Genomic DNA, 14,626 nt, shown 5'->3' on the forward strand with positions numbered 1-14,626 from the left:
GGTACGCGGCCGGCCGCCGGGCCGGGCGCGTGCCGCTCAGCGGCCTTCGTCGAGCCGCTCGATCTGTTCCTGCAGCTGTACCGTCTGCTGCGCCCAGTAGCTCGGGCTGTCGAACCAGGGGAAGGCGGCCGGGAAGGCCGGGTCGGCCCAGCGCTGGGCCAGCCAGGCGCTGTGATGGATCAGGCGCAGGCTGCGCAGCGGCTCGATCAGGCGCCGCTCGGCGGGGTCGAAGTCGCAGAAGGCCTCGTAGCCTTCCAGCAGGGCGGCCAGGGCCTGGCGGCTGCCGGCTTCGTCGCCGGGCAGCAGCATCCACAGGTCTTGCACGGCCGGGGCGGTGCCGCAGTCGTCGAGGTCGACGAAGTGCGGGCCGCCGGCCTCCGTCCACAGCAGGTTGCCGGGATGGCAGTCGCCGTGCGTGCGCAGCCAGCGCAGGCCGGGCTGGGCGGCGAAGCGTTCGCGCACGCGGTCGAGCAGCGCATCGACCGTGTCGCGCCAGCGGCCGGCCAGGTCCAGGGGCAGGTGCGGGCTGGCCAGCACGGTCGCGCGGGCCTGCTCGCCCAGCCGCGCCAGGTCCAGCCGCGGACGGTGCAGGAAGGGCTGGCGCCGGCCGACGGCATGCAGGCGGCCCAGGCAGTGGCCGATGCGCAGCAGGACCTCGGGGTCGTCCAGTTCCGGCGCGCGGCCGCCGGCGCGCGGGCTGACGGCCCAGCGCAAGCTGCCGCGCCGCGCCAGGGTGGGCGGCGTGCCGAGGTGTTCGAGCGGGGGCGCTTCGTCGCGCCGCCGTGCGCCGTCCACCGGATGCAGGGTCAGCGGCGCGATCACCGGCACCTCGGCCGCGGCCAACTCGGCCGCGAAGGCGTGTTCTTCCAGGATCTGCGCCTCGGTCCAGCGGCCCGGGCGGTAGAACTTCAGCACGACGAAGCCGCCATCCTCCAGCCCGGCCTGGACCACGCGGTTCTCGTAGCTGTTGAGCTGCAGCAGGCGGCCGTCGCCGAACAGGCCGAGGTCTTCCAGGCGGTCCAGGATGCAGTGCGGCGTCAGCGCCGCATAGGGGGCCTCGGGGTCGGGGGATGCGTCAGCGGCCATCGGGCGATGGTCGCATGCGCGCAGGGCGCAGCCCGGGCCTCACTGGCGGGCGCTGCCCCCGCCCTGGCGCAGCAGCTGCTCGCGCACCTCGCCGACGACCTCGATCAGGTCGCCGACCCGCTGGACCTGCTGCTTGAGCCGGTAGTCGAACTCGGCGGCGTGCGTTTCCATCAGTTCCTCGAACTGGGTGGCCAGGGTGTCGGGCGGCAGGCGCAGCCAGGCTTCGGACTCGCTGCCCTCGCGCTCCAGCGTCGCGCCGGCCTTGCGGGCGATGTGCAGCATCGCGCCGTTCTCGCTGAGGGCGTGGATGTAGAGGGTGGCGATGCCGCGGTTGCGCGCGTGCATCACGGCATGGTCGAACAGTCGCTCGCCGTAGCCGCGGCCGCGAACCTGCGGCAGCACCGACACGCCGAACTCGGCCATGGTCGTGCGGCCCTGCCGCTCGGTTCCGGGGGCATAGGCCAGGTGGGCGGTGGCGATCAGCTGCAGCCGGCGGTTGACGATGCCGAAGAGCTCATCGCGCGAGAAGTCGATGCCCTCGACGTAGTGCAGGACCTGCTCGTCCGACAGGGCCTGGCCGAAGCGCAGGTAGCGATCGGGCTCCGCGAGAGCCAGCAGGTGCTGGGCGATCGCCCCGCGGTCGCTGGGGCCCAGGGAACGGATCGGCACCCAGCGGCGCAGCGCCTCGGCGCGGCGCGCCGGGACGACCCGTGCCGGCGTCGGCTCGGCGGCGCTGGGGTCGGACGGGGGCGATCGATCGAGGTTCATGGGCACGATACTAAGGGTAAACCCGGAATCGTGCTGCGAGGAGGGGCGGGGCGTCGGGGCCTGTCTCGGCTCTCTGGGCGCTGCGTTTCTCGGCTACACTCGCGGGCTTCCTGTTTTTCGGCTGCAGGAAGCCGTGCCCCAAGCCTTGCAGCAAGGGGCGCGCGGCGCCTAAGAGGCCCCCGCTGCATTCGCGGCACCACAAGGGGCACCGACCGCGCCGGATCCCAGCCCAGTTCTCCACTCCTGGATTCGTCATGAAGACCTTCAGCGCCAAACCGGCTGATGTGACGCACGAGTGGTTTGTGATCGATGCCACCGACAAGGTGCTCGGACGAGTGGCCAGCGAAGTCGCTCTCCGCCTGCGTGGCAAGCACAAGCCCATCTACACGCCTCACGTCGATACCGGCGATTTCATCGTCGTCGTCAACGCCGACAAGCTCCGGGTGACCGGCAGCAAGGCCGACGACAAGATCTACTACCGTCATTCGGGCTTCCCCGGCGGCATCTACGCCACGAAGTTCAAGGACATGCAGGCCAAGCATCCGGGCCGCGCGCTCGAGAAGGCCGTCAAGGGCATGCTGCCCAAGGGTCCGCTCGGCTACGCGATGGTCAAGAAGCTGAAGGTGTACGCCGGTGCCACGCACCCGCACACCGCCCAGCAGCCCAAGACGCTTGAGATCTAAGGAGCGGCGATGATCGGCAATTGGAATTACGGCACCGGCCGTCGCAAGTCCTCGGTGGCGCGGGTCTTCATCAAGAAGGGCACCGGCCAGATCACGGTCAATGGCAAGCCGGTCGAGCAGTACTTCGGCCGCCAGACCTCGATCATGATCGTCAAGCAGCCCCTGCTGCTGACGAACAACGGCGAAGCCTTCGACATCAAGGTCAACGTCCATGGCGGCGGCGAGTCCGGCCAGGCCGGCGCGGTGCGCCACGGCCTGACCCGTGCCCTGATCGACTACGACGCGGCCCTGAAGCCCGAACTCAGCCGCGCCGGCTTCGTCACCCGCGACGCCCGCGAGGTCGAGCGGAAGAAGGTCGGTCTGCACGGCGCCCGCCGCGCCAAGCAGTTCAGCAAGCGCTGATCCCGGCCGATGGGTGGAGGACCCGGCCCGGCCAAGTCCTCATCCCCGTCCCCACGACAAGCCGCCCCCGGGCGGCTTGTCCGTTTCTGGGGCGACAATGCAGCCCTTCGCGGCCTGGTCCGCAACCCCGCTTCCCGAGGAGGATTCCCATGAGCGCCCTGGCCGAAACCAGCCCCAGCACCCTGCCCAGCGCCCCCCCGGCGCCGATCGTCTTCACCGACAGCGCGGCCGACAAGGTCAAGCAGCTGGTCGACGAGGAAGGCAACCCCGATCTGAAGCTGCGCGTCTTCGTGCAGGGCGGCGGCTGCTCGGGCTTCCAGTACGGCTTCACCTTCGACGAGATCGTCAATGAGGACGACACCTCGATGGAGAAGAACGGCGTGACCCTGCTGATCGACGCGATGAGCCTGCAGTACCTCGCCGGCGCCGAGATCGACTACAAGGACGATCTGGAAGGTGCGCAGTTCGTGATCAAGAACCCGAACGCGACCACCACCTGCGGCTGCGGCTCGTCTTTCTCGGTCTGAAGCGGCAGTAGCGGCTGTAGCGGCCGCGATCGGCTTGGTCCCGATCGCCGCCCCCCGCCAAGCGCCTCAGGACGTCGTCCGAGGCGCTTTTTTGTGGCCGGACATCCGGCTCGTTCAGGCCGGGTGGTAGGCGCCGAGGATGCGCGGCCCGCGTGCCCCGGTGACGGCCGGCAGATTGCCCGGCTGGTCCAGCAGATGGGCGCGTGCCAGCCAGGCGAAGGCCGTGGCTTCGACCGCCAGTGGAGGCAGGCCGTGCTCGGCGCTGGAGCTCACCCGCCAGCCGGGAAGCGCCTTTTGCAGGCCATGCATCAGCGCATGGTTGAAGACGCCGCCGCCGCAGACGATCAGCGGCAACACGGCGGTGCTGGCCACCGCGGGGGGCCAGCACCGCAGGCTCGCAGCCACCGACTCCACGGTCAGCGCCAGCAGGGTGGCCTGGACATCGCGCGGGTCGGCCTGCGGGGCGCCGTCCAGCCAGCGGTCCAGCCAGGCCGCGTCGAAGGCATCGCGCCCGGTGCTCTTGGGGGCGGGCCGGGCGAAGTAGGGATCGGCCAGGCCACGCGCCAGCAGGTCCGGCAGCACCCGGCCACCGGCAGCCCATGCGCCATCACGGTCATAGGCCGCCCCCTGGTGGCGGGCGATCCACAAGTCCATCAGCGCATTGGCAGGGCCGGTGTCGAAGCCCGTCACCGGACCCTGGGCAGGCAGCAGGCTGAGGTTGGCGATGCCGCCGAGGTTCAGCACCGCGACATCGCGGTCTGGCTGGGCCCACAAGGCCTGGTGGAAGGCCGGCACGAGCGGGGCGCCCTGGCCGCCGGCGGCCACGTCGCGGCTGCGGAAGTCGGCGATCACCGGGATGCCGCAGCGCTCGGCCAGCCAGGCGGGGGCGGCGAGCTGCAAGGTGTAGCCGCCGTCGGCCGGGTCGGGCCGGTGCCGAACGGTCTGGCCGTGGATGCCCAGCGCGGCGAGGGCCGAGGGCGGCTTCCGGGCCTCGGCCAGCAAGGCCTGGACGACGTCGGCATGCACCACCATCAGCGCCCGTGCCGCCAGGCTCGCGCGATGCAGTTCGTCGGGGCCTGGATGGTTGAGCGCCAGCAGCTCCTCGCGCAGCGCCTCGGGCATCGGCAGGTGCTTGCTCGCCAGCACCCGTCCCCAGCCGGCGCCTGGAGCGGGCGACCAATCGACCAGCACCCCGTCGACGCCGTCGGTCGAGGTGCCGGACATCAGGCCGAGGGTCAGCATGGCAGAGGGGGTGGGAGCGGCCGGGCAGCCGCTTGCGCCGACGAAGGGCCGACGGTCCGTGGGGCCGTCGGCATCGGGCTTACTCGAAGCGCTCGCCCAGATTGGCCGCACCGGCCGCGGCACTGAGCTGCAGGCTGGCCGAGCGCGCGCTCTGCGCGAAGCTGGCGCGGGCGGCCTCTGAAAGGGTGACCGGCGCGGAGGCGCGGGCCATGCGGACCGGATCGACCTGCGCACCGCCGACGAGGAATTCGAAGTGCAGGTGCGGGCCGGTGGCCCAGCCGGTGGCCCCCACGGCGCCGATCAGCTGGCCCTGTTCGATGCGGGCACCCTGGCGGACGGCGATGCGGCTGAGGTGCGCATAGCGGGTTTCGTGGCCGCCGGCATGGCGGACCATCACGATGTTGCCGTAGCCGTTCTGGCGACCGGCGAAGGTCACGACGCCTTCACCGACCGAACGCACCGGCGTGCCGGTCGGCGCCCCGTAGTCCACCCCCTTGTGCTGGCTCCAGCGGCCGCTGATCGGGTGCATGCGCATCGCGAAGCCCGAGGTCACGCGCGAGAAGGCCAGCGGCGAGCCGAGGAACATGCGGTTCTTGCTGCGGCCCTTCAGGTCGAAGTAGGCGCCGCGCTTGCCGGGCTCCTGGAACCAGATGGCCTCGTGCACCGCACCGCCATTGTCGAAGCGGGCGGCCAGCACGCGGCCGGCGCCCTGGGCCCAGGCCACCGGTTCGCCGTCGGCCATCAGGCCTTCGTAGAGCACCGAGAAGGTGTCGCCACGGCGCAGTTCGCGGCGGAAGTCGATGTCGGCACCGAAGAGCTCCGCCAGCTGGTTGGTGACGCTGTCGGGCAGCTTGGCATCGTCGGCCGCTGCGTAGAGCGAGCTGACGATCGTGCCCGAGCTGAGGCGGGTCTGCACCGCATAAGGCACCTCGGCGGTGCGGGCCGAGAAGCCGCCGCGCGCCAGGCGCTTGATCTCGAGCCGGTGGAAGTGGGTGGCCGCCCGCTCGTCGAGGGGGGACGGCGCGCGCAGCGTCAGCGCGAGCATGCGGCCGCCTTCGGCCAGCACCTGCACCATCTTGCCCGGGCGGCCGGCGAGCACCTCGCGACCGGCCGGATCCTGGCGCAGGAAGCGCGCCGCCTCCGGGTCGTCCACGCCCAGGCGCTTGAGCAGCGAATCGACGGTGTCGCCGCTGCGCGTCAGGTCGCTGCGGTAGAGCGCCAGGCTGTGCTCGTCGAGGGCCAGCAGCTGCTCCTGCAAGGCGGGGTCGCCGGGCAGGTCCTGTTGAATCAGGCGTTGGGGCAGGTCGGCCGCATCGGGCACATGCGGGGCGACCCCGAAAGCCGTGACGGCGCTGCCGGCCAGCAGCGCGATCACGGCGGCCGTGACCCGGCGGCGGTGACGGCCGACCGCGGCCTCGAGGGCCCGGCCTGCACGCATCAGCAGAAGATCGAAGTTCACCAAGAGGTTTCCGGCTTGGGCAAGACGCTGAGCGCAAGCAAGGCAAGGGCCTGCGGCCAGCGGTCGGCAAGGTGAAGGGCGGAAGGGGGGCGCGGCGGGGCCGGATCGGCCGCGGCCGGAAGGCCGGCAGCACCCTGGCGGGGCCTGCCTAGAATCCGGGCTTTGCGCGGGGTCGGAGTGTACCGGCACCCCTTCGGGGGAGCTTGTGGTTTACCCGCAGACCGATCCCCTGTCCTTCCCGGTCCCGTCCCATGTCAGCTTCCTCTCCCGCCGCCGCGACCCTCCCGCCCAGCGATGCCGTGCAGCAGGCCCTGGCCCTCACCCTGCGCGGCTGCGAGGAGCTGCTGCCGCGCGAGGAGTGGCTGAGCAAGCTGCAGCGCGCCGAGGCCAGCGGCCAGCCGCTGCGCATCAAGCTGGGCCTGGACCCGACCGCGCCCGACATCCACCTCGGCCACACCGTGGTGCTCAACAAGCTGCGGCAGCTGCAGGACCTGGGCCACACCGTCATCTTCCTGATCGGTGATTTCACCGCCGCCATCGGCGACCCCTCGGGCCGCAACAGCACGCGGCCGCCGCTCTCGGCCGAGCAGATCCGCGCCAATGCCGAGACCTACTACGCCCAGGCCAGCCTGGTGCTGGACCCGGCGCGCACCGAGGTTCGCTACAACAGCGAGTGGTGCGACCCGCTGGGCGCGCGCGGCCTGATCCAGCTGGCCAGCCGCTACACCGTCGCCCGCATGATGGAGCGCGACGACTTCACCAAGCGCTTCCAGGGCGGCGTGCCGATCAGCGTGCACGAGTTCCTCTACCCCCTGCTGCAGGGCTACGACTCGGTGGCCCTGAAGAGCGACCTGGAACTCGGCGGCACCGACCAGAAGTTCAACCTGCTCGTCGGCCGCGCGCTGCAGCAAGAGTATGGTCAGGAGCCGCAGTGCATCCTGACCATGCCGCTGCTGGAAGGTCTGGACGGCGTCGACAAGATGTCGAAGTCCAAGAACAACTACATCGGCATCACCGAGCCGGCGAACACCATGTTCGCCAAGCTGCTCTCGATCAGCGATGTGCTGATGTGGAAGTACTTCACCCTGCTGAGCTTCCGCAGCGAGGCCGAGATCGCCGCGCTGAAGGCCGAGGTCGAGGCCGGCCGCAACCCCAAGGACGCCAAGGTCCTGCTGGCCACCGAGATCACCACCCGCTTCCACAGCGCGGCGGCGGCCGAGGCCGCGCTGCAGGACTTCCACCATCGCGCGCGCGGCGGCATCCCCGACGAGGTGCCCGAGCTGAGCCTGGGCGGCGCACCGCTGGGCCTGGCTGCCCTGCTCAAGGCCGCCGGCCTCGCGCCTTCGAGCAGCGAGGCCAATCGCCTGATCGACGGCGGCGGCGTGCGCCTCGACGGCGTGGTCGTCAGTGACAAGGGCCTGAGGTTCGAGGCCGGCTTCTCGGCCGTCGTGCAGGTCGGCAAGCGGAAGTTCGTGCGCGTCACGCTGGGCGCCTGAGCGGCGCCGGCCCCCGGCCTCAGGGCCGCCGGCTGACGCGGATCTGCAGGGCCGGGTGGTTCGGCCGCGCATAGAGCGGCCGCAGGGCCCAGCCCCCCCCGGGGGCCGGTCCCACCACGGCCTGGCCGAGACGGGCCTGCCAGGCAGCATGCTCCGCATCGGCCGGGGCGCCCTCGCCGATCACCACTGCCAGCACCGGACCGCTTGCCGGCAGCGCCAGCCGGTCCGCCGGACCCGCCTGCACCCGCGCCCCGGCCAGCTGAAGCCGCAAGCCGGCCGCCAGGCGGCGGTCGTTGCTCAGCAAGGCGAAGGGGCCCTCCGGCACCACGCCAGCCTGCCGCAGGGCCTGGGCCAGTTCGGCCACCGGCAGATTCAGCTCGTCGGGCTGGCCGCGCCAGCCCGCCAGCACCACCCGGCCGCCGATGCCCAGGCACCACAGCAGCGCGGCCGCCCCCAGCGCGCGCGGCAGCCAGCGCCAGTGGCGGTGCTCGGCCAGCCAGGGTGCCTGCGCGATCAGCAGCAGGGGCAGTGCGACGACGAAGGGCTGCATCCAGCGATCCTTGAAATGGCGGGCCCCACCGGCCAGCACCGCCACCAGGAAGAAGGCCAGCACGGCCAGCAGCAGCGCGGCCAGCAGGCGCCGCGCCAGGCGCGCCCGCGCCTCGGGCGCCGGTGCGCCGGCCGGTGGCCGCAGCAGCGCGCGGCCGAACAACAGGGCCAGCAGCGGCAGCAGCGGCGAGAGGCTGGCCAACAGGGCGCCCGCCGCCCGCAGCAGCGCCCGCGCCGGGCCGCCGTCACCGGCGGCCAGCTTGCCGGCGGCATGGTCGCGGGCCAGGTCGAGGTGATCGATCAGCCACAGGCCGTGCGGCGCGAACGCGGCTGCCGCAACCGTCGCCGTGAGCAGCAGGCCGAGCCAGACCGCCGGCTCGCGCAGCCGGGCGCGCACCGGCGCCAGCGCCAGCAGGCCCAGCCCCATCACCGCCGCGGCCGCCGCGAAGCTGTACTTGCCCAGCAGGCCGGCGGCCAGCGCCAGGCCCAGGGCGGCCCAGCGCAAGGGCTGGCGTGGCTCGGCCACCAGGCCCAGCAGCAGCGCGAAGCTCAGCGCCGCAGCGGTGGTGACCAGCACGGTGTGGGTCAGATCGCGCTGCGCGTCCCAGCCGATGCTCAGCATCAGCAGCGGCGTGGCCGCGGCCACCGGGGCCATGGCCAGCGGCATCAGCCGCCGTGCGGCGCGCCACAGGCTGAAGTAGGTGGTGGCCAGCAGCAGGTTCTTCAGCAGCGAGAGGCCGAGGACCGAAGGCCCCGTCAGCGCGAAGACGGCGATCTGCAGCCAGGTGTAGAGCGGGGGCTGCGCCCCGTAGCCCCAGGCGAAGGCCTGGGTCCAGACCGCCTGCTCGGCCTCGTCGAGCTCCAGGGCCGGGGACACCGCCACCCGCATCGCGAGCTGTGCGCCGAAGTAGGTGGCCAGGAGCAGCAGCACGCGCCGTGCCTCGGCAGCGGAGGTCGGCGGGCGGTCGAAGGCGGGGGCAGGGGTCAGGGACATGGTCGGCACGGCGGTCGGGCGCGCGGATTGTCGGCGCCGCCGCGCTGAGACAATCCGGCGATGTCCGAGCCCGTCCCCCTTGTCTCCCCTGCGCCGACGGCGCCGTCCGCCGCCGGCGCGGACGGGCCCGAGGTCTCCATCGTCATCCCCGTCTACAACGAGGCCGAGAACCTGCCCGACCTGGTCCGCCGCGTCGGCGAGGCCCTGGTCCCGACCGGCCGCTCCTTCGAGCTGATCCTGGTCGACGATGGTTCGCGCGACGCCACCGCCGCGCTGATGCGGGAGGCCGCGGCCCGCACGCCCTGGCTGGTGCCGGTCGTGCTGGCACGCAACTACGACCAGAGCAGCGCGCTGCAGGCCGGCTTCGACCGTGTCCGCGGCCGCTACGTGGTCACGCTCGACGGCGACCTGCAGAACGACCCGCTCGACATCCCGGTCCTGCTCGACCGCCTGGATGCCGATGCCAGCGTCGACATGCTCTCCGGCTGGCGCCGCGACCGGCAGGACGCCGAGATTTCGCGCAAGCTGCCGAGCCGCATCGCCAATGCGCTGATCTCGCGCGCGACCGGCGTGCACCTGCACGACTACGGCTGCGCCCTGAAGGCCTACCGCCGCGAGATCATCGACCGCATCCGCCTCTACGGCGAGCTGCACCGCTTCATCCCCTCGCTTGCCAAGGACGCCGGGGCGCGCATCGCCGAGGTGCCGGTGCGCCACCATGCGCGCACCCGCGGCGTCAGCAAGTACGGCATCGACCGCACCTTCCGCGTCATCCTCGACCTCGTGCTGATCGTCTTCTTCATGCGCTACCGCCAGCGGCCGCTGCATGCCTTTGGCGGCCTCGGCTTGTGGCTGCTCACCCCCGGCCTGGGCATGCTGGGCTACCTGGGGGCGCTCAAGCTGCTGGGGCAGGACATCGGCGGCCGGCCGCTGCTGATGACGGGCATGCTGCTCAGCCTGATCGGCGTGCAGCTCATCGTCGCCGGCCTCGTCGGCGAAATGCTGACCCGCATCTACCACGAGGCCGGCGGGCGTCCGCAGGCCCATGTGCGGGTGGATGGCGCGACCCGGCGGCCGTGAGCCGGCCCGCGCCTGCCGCGCCGCCCGGGCCGCCGGCCGGCGGCTCGACCCGCCGCAAGGGCCCCGTCCTGCTGCGCCTGGCCCTGGGGCTGGGCCTGCTGGCGGCGCTGCTGGCCCTGGTCGATCCCGCGGCCCTGGGCCGCCAGCTCGCCGCGGCCCGGCCGGACTGGCTGCTGCTGGGCCTGGGCAGCGCGGTGCTGGCCAACCTCTGCTCGGCCCTGCGCTGGTGGGCGATGGCGCGCTGGCTCGGCGCCGGGGTCACGCCGGGCTGGGCGGTGGCCCGCTATGCCGGCGGCGTCGCGCTGAATGCTCTGCTGCCCGGCGCGGTGGTCGGGGGCGACCTCTACCGCGCGCAGGCCCTGCGCGCCCGGGGCCTGGGCTGGGTGGCGGCCGGACTCTCGGTGCTGGTCGATCGACTGGCCGGGCTGTGGATGCTCGGCGTGCTGGCCCTGGCCGCGGCCGCCCTGGCCCTGGTGGCCGCGCCGCCCGAGGCCCTGCTCGACCCGCTGGCCCGCCTGCTGCCGGCCGGTCTGCATGCCGCGCTGCGCGCGCAGCCGACTGCCGGCCTGGCGGCGGCCTGCGCCGGCCTGGCCCTGGCCTGCACCCTGGCCCCGCTGGCCCTCACCGCCCGCTCCCCGGCCGCCGGATCGACCGGTCCGGGATCGCCTGCCGCGGCCGGCCCGGAGGCGGTCCCGTCCGCGCCGCCCCCGCGCCGCCAGGCCCTGCAGGCCCTGGCCCGGCGGCCGGGGGCGCGCGGCCAGCTCGGCCTGCAGCTGCTGGCCTCGCTCGGCGTGCAGCTCTTCTCGGTCGGCACCCTGGCCTGTGCCGGCCTGGCCCTGGGCGTGATGCTGCCGGCCTGGGCCTGGGCCCTGGTCGCGCTGCCGATCTTCGTGATGGCGACGCTGCCGATCAGCTTCGGCGGCTGGGGCACCCGCGAGGCCGCGGCCGTCCTGGCCCTCGGCGCCTTCGGCGTGGCCCCGCCGCTCGCGCTGGGCACCGGCCTGCTCTACGGCCTGGCCGCGCTGGCCCAGGCCCTGCCCGGCGCGGCCGTGCTGGCCGCCGAGCGGCGGGCCCGGCCGGGGGCCGGCTGAAGGCCGGCGATACTCGAGTCCAGAAATTGACTCTTCCAGTTCTCCCCGTCCTCCCCCTCCGAATCCCCAGGCCATGCTGCATCTCGTCACCGGCCATGCCGGCTTCATCGGCTTCCACACCGCCTGCCGCCTGCTCGAACGCGGCGACGGCGTGATCGGCCTGGACAACCTCAACGACTACTACGACCCGGCGCTCAAGCAGGCCCGCCTGGCCGCGCTGCAGGCCCTGGCCACGCGGACCGGCGGCTTCTACCGCGATGTGCGCGCCAACCTGGCCGATGCGGCGGCGGTGGACGCCGTCTTCGCGCAGCACCGCATCGAGCGGGTCATCAACCTGGCCGCCCAGGCCGGTGTGCGCTATTCGCTGCAGAACCCGCGCGCCTACGTCGAAAGCAACATCAGCGGCTTCGTGAACCTGCTCGAGGCCTGCCGCCACCACGGGGTGGGCCACCTCAGCTACGCCTCGACCAGCTCGGTCTACGGCGCCAGCACCGCGCTGCCCTACAGCGAGCATGTCGCCGCCGACCATCCGCTGCAGTTCTACGCCGCCACCAAGCGTGCCAACGAGCTGATGGCGCATGCCTACAGCCACCTCTACCGCTTGCCGACCACCGGCCTGCGCTTCTTCACCGTCTACGGCCCCTGGGGCCGGCCGGACATGGCGCCCTTCCTGTTCACCCGCGCGATCCTGGAAGGCCGGCCGATCCAGCTCTTCAACCACGGCCGCCACAGCCGCGACTTCACCTACGTCGGCGACATCGTCGAAGGCGTGCTGCGCGCCAGCGACCGCCCGGCCGCGCCGGATCCGGCCTGGACCAGCGCCGCGCCCGATCCCGCCCGCAGCAACGCGCCCTGGCGGGTCTACAACCTCGGCGCGAGCGCACCGGTCGCCCTGGTCGACTTCATCGACGCGCTGGAGGCCGCGATCGGCAAGCCGGCCATCCGCGAGCTGGCCCCCCTGCAGCCCGGCGACGTGCCCGACACGGCGGCCGACACCACCGGCCTGCAGGCCGACGTCGGCTATGCGCCGGCCACCCCGCTGCGCGAGGGCGTGCAGCGCTTCGTCGACTGGTACCGCGGCTTCTACAAGGTCTGAGCGGCGCAGGCGCCCGCTGGCAAGCGCAGCGTCGCGCGAAAGCCCGGCCGGCCCGGTGCCAGCGGCGAGGCCAGCAGGAGCTCGCCGCCCGACTGCCGCGCCACCGCCTCGACGATGGCCAGGCCCAGGCCGCTGCCTTCGGCCTGGCGGTCGGCGCGCTCGAAGGGACGGCGCAGGCGCGCCAGCATCTCACCCGGCACGCCCGGGCCCTCGTCCTCCAGCACCAGCGCGACCCGGCCGTCCTGCCGCTGCAGGCTGAGCCGCCGCGCCACGCCCGGCCCGCCGTGGCGCAGGCTGTTCTCGATCAGGTTGCGCAGTGCGATGCCGAGGGCATCCAGGTCGCCGTGCACCGTCAGCGGCTGCAGCGCCAGGGTCCAGCCGGGCGGGGCGGCGGGGGCGTCCGTGGCCCCCTCCGCCGGGCCGGCCGGCAGCAGGCCGGCCTGCACGAACTCGTCGAGCACGAGCAGGGCCAGCTCGTCGAGCGCGAGCGGCTCGCGCGCCAGGCCGACCCCGGCATCCACCCGCGCCAGCTGCAGCAGCTTCGCGCTCAGCTCGCCCAGGCGCTGGAGCTGGCGCGCCAGCGTGGCGGCGCGGGCCTGGCTGGCATGGCCGGCCGGCAGCGCGGCGGCCAGTTCGGCCTGCAGGCGCTGGAGCTGGGCCTGGGCCGCCGCCAGCGGCGTGCGCAGCTCGTGCGCGCTGGCGGCGGCGAACTGGCGCTCGGCGCCGAGCAGGCGGCCGAGCCGGCCCAGCAGCGCGTCCAGGGCCTCGACCAGCGGCTGCAGTTCCTGCGGCAGCGCGGCTTCGCCCGCCGGCCCGCGCAGCGCCGGGTCCTCGCCGAGCGGCGACAGGTCGCGCCCGTCGCGCCGGGCCAGCGCCGCCCGGGCCGGCGCCAGCGCGGCAAAGCCGCGTCGCAGCAGCAGATGCTGGCCCAGCGCGACCAGCGGCAGCAGGGCCAGCAGCGGCCCCAGCATCCAGGCCAGGGCCGGGCCGATCACCGCGGCGCGGTCGGCCAGGGCCTCGGCGGCCACGGCGATGCGGCCATCCCGCGCCTGCTCGACATGGACCCGCCAGCGGCCCTCGATGCGCAGGCCCTCGCGGTCCAGCGCGGCCAGGGGCCGGGCCGGTGCCTCCTCGGAGCGCCACAGCAGACGGCCTTGCGGGCTGAAGAGCTGCAGCAGGGTCTCGCCCTCCTGCTCATCCTCCTGCGCGGGGGCCGGGCGGTGCCAGTCCAGCGGCAGGCTCAGCAGGCGGCGGGCCTGGTCCTCCAGCGCCTCGTCGAGCAGGCCCTGCAGCTCGATCTGGCTGCCGACCAGGGCGCTGCCGGCCGCCAGCAGCCAGGTGCCCGCCAACAGCGCCAGCAGGCGGCGCCGCAGCCGGGCCTGCAGGCTCCAGGCCCGGGCGGGTGGCGCTGCGGCGGCGCTCGGCGGGGCACCGCTCATGCCCCGGCCTCGAAGCGGTAGCCCAGGCCGCGCTGGGTGCGGATGGTCCCGGCGCCGAGCTTGCGCCGCAGGCGGCTGATCAGCACCTCGACGGTGTTGCTGTCGGCCTCGCCGCGGCCGGCCTGGGTGTAGACGGCCTGCTCCAGCGCGCTGCGGCTCCAGAGCTGGCCGGGCCGGCTGGCCAGGCGGGCGAGCAGGGCCCATTCCATCGCCGTCAGCAGCACCTCCTCGCCGCTGCGCCAGGCCCGGCAGGCGGCGAAATCCAGCTTCAGCGCATCGGCCTGCAGCGTCGGGGGCGCGACGCTGCCGCTGCGGCGGGCCACGGCCTCGATGCGGGCCAGCAGTTCGTCGAGGTCGAAGGGCTTGACCAGGTAGTCGTCGGCGCCGGCCTGCAGGCCGCGAATGCGGTCGCTGATCTGGTCCCGCGCGGTCAGCACCAGCACGGGCCGACGGTCGCCGACCGCGCGGCGGCGGCGCAGCAGCTCGGTCGCGTCGCCGTCGGGCAGCTGCAGGTCGAAGAGGGCCAGCTCGATCGCCGCCTCACCGGTCAGCCAGGCCTCGGCCTGGGCCACCCGCTTCATCCACTGCACGGCATGGCCGGCCGCTTCCAGGTGGTCGACCACGGCCTGGCCGAGGTCGATGTCGTCTTCGAGCAGCAGCAGGTGCATGGGGGCGGGGCGAGGGCAGGGCGGGCGAGGGTGCCGGCCGCGACTG

At 73.6% G+C, this 14,626-nt stretch carries 14 protein-coding genes; 7 read left to right on the forward strand and 7 right to left on the reverse strand.

Annotation, left to right across the window (positions count from 1 at the left end; translation table 11 throughout):
• Positions 1-36: 36 nt before the first annotated feature.
• Both H4F90_RS10000 and H4F90_RS10005 read right to left on the reverse strand, forming a co-directional pair.
• A complete protein-coding gene (locus tag H4F90_RS10000; protein ID WP_182664102.1) occupies positions 37-1,086 on the reverse strand; it encodes a serine/threonine protein kinase in 1,050 nt (349 codons plus the stop codon).
• A gap of 39 nt (positions 1,087-1,125) precedes the next feature.
• A complete protein-coding gene (locus H4F90_RS10005; RefSeq protein ID WP_182664104.1) occupies positions 1,126-1,854 on the reverse strand; it encodes a GNAT family N-acetyltransferase in 729 nt (242 codons plus the stop codon).
• Between the two features lie 254 nt (positions 1,855-2,108).
• Here H4F90_RS10005 and rplM point away from each other — a divergent pair, with 254 nt between their 5' ends.
• The 3 genes from rplM (at position 2,109) to erpA (ending at position 3,466) form a co-directional block, all read left to right on the forward strand.
• Positions 2,109-2,537, forward strand: a complete 429-nt coding sequence (rplM, locus tag H4F90_RS10010; protein WP_182664106.1) for a 50S ribosomal protein L13 — start codon at positions 2,109-2,111, stop codon at positions 2,535-2,537.
• Positions 2,538-2,546: 9 nt separating this feature from the next.
• Entirely contained in the window at positions 2,547-2,939 is a 393-nt protein-coding gene (gene rpsI / locus H4F90_RS10015; RefSeq protein ID WP_182664108.1) for a 30S ribosomal protein S9, read from the forward strand.
• Positions 2,940-3,088: 149 nt separating this feature from the next.
• Entirely contained in the window at positions 3,089-3,466 is a 378-nt protein-coding gene (erpA, locus tag H4F90_RS10020) for an iron-sulfur cluster insertion protein ErpA (RefSeq protein WP_182664110.1), read from the forward strand.
• Positions 3,467-3,580: 114 nt separating this feature from the next.
• Here erpA and H4F90_RS10025 read toward each other — a convergent pair whose 3' ends face one another.
• Positions 3,581-4,708 (reverse strand): anhydro-N-acetylmuramic acid kinase, encoded by a 1,128-nt coding sequence (locus H4F90_RS10025; protein WP_182664112.1) that lies wholly within the window; start codon positions 4,706-4,708, stop codon positions 3,581-3,583.
• 79 nt (positions 4,709-4,787) lie between these two features.
• On the reverse strand, positions 4,788-6,167 hold the full coding sequence (locus H4F90_RS10030; RefSeq protein ID WP_328700891.1) for a peptidoglycan DD-metalloendopeptidase family protein: 1,380 nt from the start codon (positions 6,165-6,167) through the stop codon (positions 4,788-4,790).
• A gap of 251 nt (positions 6,168-6,418) precedes the next feature.
• On the opposite strand from H4F90_RS10030, the gene tyrS reads away from it, so the two are divergent.
• On the forward strand, positions 6,419-7,663 hold the full coding sequence (tyrS, locus tag H4F90_RS10035) for a tyrosine--tRNA ligase (protein WP_182664114.1): 1,245 nt from the start codon (positions 6,419-6,421) through the stop codon (positions 7,661-7,663).
• A gap of 19 nt (positions 7,664-7,682) precedes the next feature.
• Here tyrS and H4F90_RS10040 read toward each other — a convergent pair whose 3' ends face one another.
• Complete coding sequence (locus H4F90_RS10040) at positions 7,683-9,206, reverse strand: glycosyltransferase family 39 protein (protein WP_182664116.1); 1,524 nt, start codon at positions 9,204-9,206, stop codon at positions 7,683-7,685.
• Between the two features lie 60 nt (positions 9,207-9,266).
• Here H4F90_RS10040 and H4F90_RS10045 point away from each other — a divergent pair, with 60 nt between their 5' ends.
• The 3 genes from H4F90_RS10045 (at position 9,267) to H4F90_RS10055 (ending at position 12,473) form a co-directional block, all read left to right on the forward strand.
• Positions 9,267-10,286, forward strand: coding sequence for a glycosyltransferase family 2 protein (locus H4F90_RS10045; RefSeq protein WP_182664118.1), 1,020 nt, complete (start codon positions 9,267-9,269; stop codon positions 10,284-10,286).
• Positions 10,283-11,377, forward strand: a complete 1,095-nt coding sequence (locus H4F90_RS10050; RefSeq protein ID WP_328700892.1) for a lysylphosphatidylglycerol synthase transmembrane domain-containing protein — start codon at positions 10,283-10,285, stop codon at positions 11,375-11,377. The genes H4F90_RS10045 and H4F90_RS10050 overlap by 4 nt, the downstream gene beginning before the upstream one ends.
• Positions 11,378-11,450: 73 nt before the next feature.
• Entirely contained in the window at positions 11,451-12,473 is a 1,023-nt protein-coding gene (locus tag H4F90_RS10055) for an NAD-dependent epimerase (protein WP_182664120.1), read from the forward strand.
• On the opposite strand, the gene H4F90_RS10060 is transcribed toward H4F90_RS10055, so the two are convergent.
• Together H4F90_RS10060 and H4F90_RS10065 are read right to left on the reverse strand one after the other, a co-directional pair.
• Positions 12,461-13,912: a sensor histidine kinase gene (locus tag H4F90_RS10060; RefSeq protein WP_182664122.1), complete on the reverse strand. Its 1,452-nt coding sequence runs from the start codon at positions 13,910-13,912 to the stop codon at positions 12,461-12,463. The two genes, H4F90_RS10055 and H4F90_RS10060, sit on opposite strands and share 13 nt — an antisense overlap.
• Positions 13,909-14,580 (reverse strand): response regulator transcription factor, encoded by a 672-nt coding sequence (locus H4F90_RS10065; RefSeq protein ID WP_182664124.1) that lies wholly within the window; start codon positions 14,578-14,580, stop codon positions 13,909-13,911. Before H4F90_RS10065 ends, H4F90_RS10060 begins: the two co-directional genes overlap by 4 nt.
• Positions 14,581-14,626: the final 46 nt, after the last annotated feature.

The sequence above is a fragment of the Aquariibacter albus genome (assembly GCF_014145335.1).
GTDB classification, from domain to species: domain Bacteria; phylum Pseudomonadota; class Gammaproteobacteria; order Burkholderiales; family Burkholderiaceae_C; genus Aquariibacter; species Aquariibacter albus.

What these genes read in the sequence shown, in the direction of transcription:
- H4F90_RS10055 (WP_182664120.1), top strand. Translation starts at nt 11,451, where the DNA reads ATGCTGCATCTCGTCACCGGCCATGCCGGCTTCATCGGCTTCCACACC.
- H4F90_RS10000 (WP_182664102.1), bottom strand. Translation starts at nt 1,086, where the DNA reads ATGGCCGCTGACGCATCCCCCGACCCCGAGGCCCCCTATGCGGCGCTG.
- tyrS (WP_182664114.1), top strand. Translation starts at nt 6,419, where the DNA reads ATGTCAGCTTCCTCTCCCGCCGCCGCGACCCTCCCGCCCAGCGATGCC.
- H4F90_RS10045 (WP_182664118.1), top strand. Translation starts at nt 9,267, where the DNA reads ATGTCCGAGCCCGTCCCCCTTGTCTCCCCTGCGCCGACGGCGCCGTCC.
- H4F90_RS10025 (WP_182664112.1), bottom strand. Translation starts at nt 4,708, where the DNA reads ATGCTGACCCTCGGCCTGATGTCCGGCACCTCGACCGACGGCGTCGAC.
- erpA (WP_182664110.1), top strand. Translation starts at nt 3,089, where the DNA reads ATGAGCGCCCTGGCCGAAACCAGCCCCAGCACCCTGCCCAGCGCCCCC.
- rpsI (WP_182664108.1), top strand. Translation starts at nt 2,547, where the DNA reads ATGATCGGCAATTGGAATTACGGCACCGGCCGTCGCAAGTCCTCGGTG.
- H4F90_RS10065 (WP_182664124.1), bottom strand. Translation starts at nt 14,580, where the DNA reads ATGCACCTGCTGCTGCTCGAAGACGACATCGACCTCGGCCAGGCCGTG.
- H4F90_RS10040 (WP_182664116.1), bottom strand. Translation starts at nt 9,206, where the DNA reads ATGTCCCTGACCCCTGCCCCCGCCTTCGACCGCCCGCCGACCTCCGCT.
- H4F90_RS10005 (WP_182664104.1), bottom strand. Translation starts at nt 1,854, where the DNA reads ATGAACCTCGATCGATCGCCCCCGTCCGACCCCAGCGCCGCCGAGCCG.
- rplM (WP_182664106.1), top strand. Translation starts at nt 2,109, where the DNA reads ATGAAGACCTTCAGCGCCAAACCGGCTGATGTGACGCACGAGTGGTTT.
- H4F90_RS10060 (WP_182664122.1), bottom strand. Translation starts at nt 13,912, where the DNA reads ATGAGCGGTGCCCCGCCGAGCGCCGCCGCAGCGCCACCCGCCCGGGCC.